This window comes from Kitasatospora sp. NPDC085879, assembly GCF_040686255.1.
In the GTDB taxonomy this organism is placed as follows: Bacteria; Actinomycetota; Actinomycetes; order Streptomycetales; family Streptomycetaceae; genus Kitasatospora.
Genome location: NZ_JBFBJZ010000169.1, coordinates 1 through 3,219, shown reverse-complemented (window position 1 = coordinate 3,219; position 3,219 = coordinate 1). Strand labels below are relative to the sequence as shown.

At 66.5% G+C, this 3,219-nt stretch carries 2 protein-coding genes and 1 pseudogene; 2 read left to right on the top strand and 1 reads right to left on the bottom strand.

Annotated features, from left to right (window positions below):
- A partial coding sequence (locus tag AB0P35_RS41710) for a hypothetical protein (protein WP_363521739.1) occupies nucleotides 1–1,473 on the top strand: 1,473 nt, incomplete at its 5' end.
- A gap of 119 nt (nucleotides 1,474–1,592) precedes the next feature.
- Here the strand turns inward: AB0P35_RS41710 and AB0P35_RS41705 are convergent.
- Nucleotides 1,593–1,874 (bottom strand): tetratricopeptide repeat protein, encoded by a 282-nt coding sequence (locus tag AB0P35_RS41705; protein ID WP_363521736.1) that lies wholly within the window; start codon nucleotides 1,872–1,874, stop codon nucleotides 1,593–1,595.
- Between the two features lie 60 nt (nucleotides 1,875–1,934).
- On the opposite strand from AB0P35_RS41705, the pseudogene AB0P35_RS41700 reads away from it, so the two are divergent.
- Nucleotides 1,935–2,661, top strand: a pseudogene (locus AB0P35_RS41700) (transposase family protein); the annotation flags it as partial.
- Between the last annotated feature and the right edge of the window lie 558 nt (nucleotides 2,662–3,219).

Here is a 3,219-nt window from a genome sequence, read left to right as displayed (position 1 = left end):
GCGCCGAACGGCCAGCTGCTGGCCGGCCCCGAAGGAACCCTGTACGTGCCGGAAGGCAACCAGGTCGCCGGCAGTGGTGGCCGGGGCCAGTGGCTCCACTTCACACCACCCACCGAACCCGTCACGCCGCATACCGCAGCACCCGCCGCCGAACGGGCCGATGCGGCACCGTCGTTGCGCTCAGTGGGCAGCGTCGAGTCATGGCATACCGCCCCCGAGCACGTGGACGGGGACATGGGTGCGGAGTCAGCCGCAGCCTCGGCGCATGCGGTGAACTCAAGGCACGCTGTCACCGAGACGTCCGCGCGAGCCAGCGACCACACGCAGCTCGGCCGGTCTGCGACCGTTTCCCCCGACAGTCCCGCTCGCCAGAACACAGAAGGCGCCGGACACACTCGCCCCCATGGCCCCGCCGCCAGCATGGCGCACCCGGCCGCTGTGCCCCTGTCTGTGGACGACCGGGCCCCTTCGGGCCGGGTGCAGGCCGCGCCGACCGCAGCTGGCGTGGTGCTGGGCAACGCGACGGAGCACCATCCCGCCCATCATTCCCCGTGGCAGGACCGGCGGATGGCTCAACCCGACGCAGTCCTGAAGGAAATCCAGGCAGCCCTCAATCCGCAAGGGAGTGCCGAGATTGCGCACACGGAGCCGTCCCGCTTCGAGACGGAGCGGCCCACTGCCGGGGAGGTTGTCGAGGCCGAGACGCGGCTGCCCGTGGCTGAACAGCCGGTGCCGCGTCTGACGACGGGAATACCGGGACAGCTCGGGGTACAGGGGGTCGGCGGATACGCCTCACAGGTGGCCATGAGCTTGGCGGGCGCGCTGGTGAACATCGACTGGACCGGCCTCGCCGCAGGTGCCATGGGGACATTCACCGGCCATGCAAGGCTACGCCACAGTTTCTGGGGTTCTTGTCACTACGACAAGGCCGCTGCTTCTCCTATCACCGGAGTAATCAACCCATTTAGTCTCAAGTACATGCAGGACAGTATCGGTAAGGCCTCAGGAGACGGGCACAACGTCTTCAAGACAGCCCGTGACCTGAAGAAGGGCGACTTGACGCCGGACGACCTTCCGGCCGTCCGCGTCGTCCAGCTCCCTGAGGGACGCTGGACGCTCGATCACCGGCGGGTGGTGTCCTTCCAGATGGCCGGCGTCACCGAAATCCCGCACCGGTTGGTCGACGCTGGAGATGAAGCAGTCAAACGTGAGATCGCCAGGAAGATGACCACCACCACGGACGGACTATCGATCGAGATCAGGGGAACCGGCGGAACTGTTTGGACAAATCCACACCCGGAGGCGGTGATCGGGAACACCGCGCCGACAATGCCGGACCTAGTTGTGCCGCCGGAGCCACCGACCAGCCAACTGCCGATAGGGCTAAAATGCGTTCCTGTAGATCGCCCCCTCCGTCGAAGTCCGCCGACTTCGTCAGGAATTCCTGGAGAATGGAGAGGATTCGGAGAATAATACGCTGGACCGATTCTTAGAGGCGCTAGCCGCCTGGATCGATGATTCGCCGGGCTGGTGTCGCATCTTTTGCGAGGAGATCCCAGCAGATGGCTACTGGACATTCTTTGCACGAGCGATCACGGGGGCCGAGGCATGGGTCTGTCCATTGAATAGACCCCACCCTCGCGGTACGCATCGTCCAGCTCACGGAACGCGGCCACAGCACGCTCACCGGCCTCCACCGCCTGCTCGTACGCTTCAGCGCCCCGCCATACGGTGCCGGGGTTGTTCCATGCCATGCCTTCGCCGTAGCAGTCGCCGAGGCCCCGGCAGATGTCGAGGTCGCGTTGGTAGGCGTCCAGGGCGTCGTCGAAGCGGCGCAGCCCCGCGAGGTCCAGGCCGAGGTTGTCCCACGCCATACCTTCGCGGTAGCGGTCGCCGATGGATGTGGCCGCGTCATGGGCAAGAGCGGCAACGGCCGGGTGGTCGCAACGCTGATCCATCTGCGACACGATCTCCCGCACGCCGTTTTGGGTCTGCTGTTCGGGGTCGACCGCTCCACGATCACCCGGGCGGTGGCGGAGATACGCGCTCTGCTCGCGCGCCGCGGTTTTGCGGTGCCGGACCGCCCGGGCGTGCGGCTGCGGACCCTCGGAGACATCTTTGCCTACGCGCAGGTCGAAGGTGCGGCCTTGCGGCTGGACGCCACCGAGATCCAGGTCCGTCGCCCGGTCGGCCACCGCGGCGGGCGGCGGGCCTTCGTCTCTGGCAAGAAGAAGCAGAACACCATGAAGGCCACCGTCGTCGCAGACGAACACGGTCGCACCCTGTGGGCCGGCAACCTCCGCCCGAGACGCATGCACGACGCCACCGCCATCCGCGGCGAAGGCATCGACGGCCTCTTCCGCCAGTTTCCCGACGTCCAAGTCCTGCTCAATGCAGGCTACTTGGGTCTTCGGCGGGATCACCCCGGCCAGGCGATCACCCCCACCGCGGAAGGCGAACAAGGTCTGCCCACCGGAAGTCCACGAGGCACGGGACAGGGCTCGGCACACGCACTCGTCCCAGCGCATTCCCGTCGAGCACGCCCTCCCCGACCACAAGTGATGGAAAGGCCTGACCCGCTGGACCCACCGGCGCGACACACTCCCGGACACCTACCTCGCCATCGCCGGCCTCGTCTCCGACCGCACCGCCATCACCTGAACAAGGCCCCAGCCCAGGCTGGAGCACCCCCACCGCAATCACGCACCAGCTCGGTAGAGGGAGAAGTTGCTCCGCATCGTGCCGATGGCCTCGAGGTTGCCGACGTTGCCGCTCTCGTACTGCCGGATGCTGGCGTTCAGGATGCCCCACCATCTCGCCGAGGTCGTTGTAGATGAGGTTGAACTGGGTGCTCCACTCGACCATCAGCTGCTGGTACTGCTTGGCCACCTCGCCGGTCCAGCCGCTGGTGAGCGCAGCCAGCTGGGTCTCGACGTTGCGCAGGACGTTTTGGCGGCCGCCTTCTGTCTCCTGGACTGGCCCCCCGCCGTACGCATGGCGTTGGTGTCGACGAAATTGAAGTTTGCGGGCACGAGTACCGCCTCTTGTCTCAGAGTGAGGGGGCCGCGTATGGCTGCGGCCCCCCTGCCAGATAGGGCCCGCGGGCTCATTTCGAGCACTACTCACTGGGCGTTTCGTCCCTGACTGTGGACGTCAGGTTCCGCGCCAGGTTGGGGTGGTTTCGCCGGTGAGTCGGCGGGTCATGAGGCTGATCATCGC

Excerpts from the sequence above, each read along its gene's own strand:
- AB0P35_RS41705 (WP_363521736.1), bottom strand. The coding sequence starts at position 1,874 with ATGGCGTGGGACAACCTCGGCCTGGACCTCGCGGGGCTGCGCCGCTTC.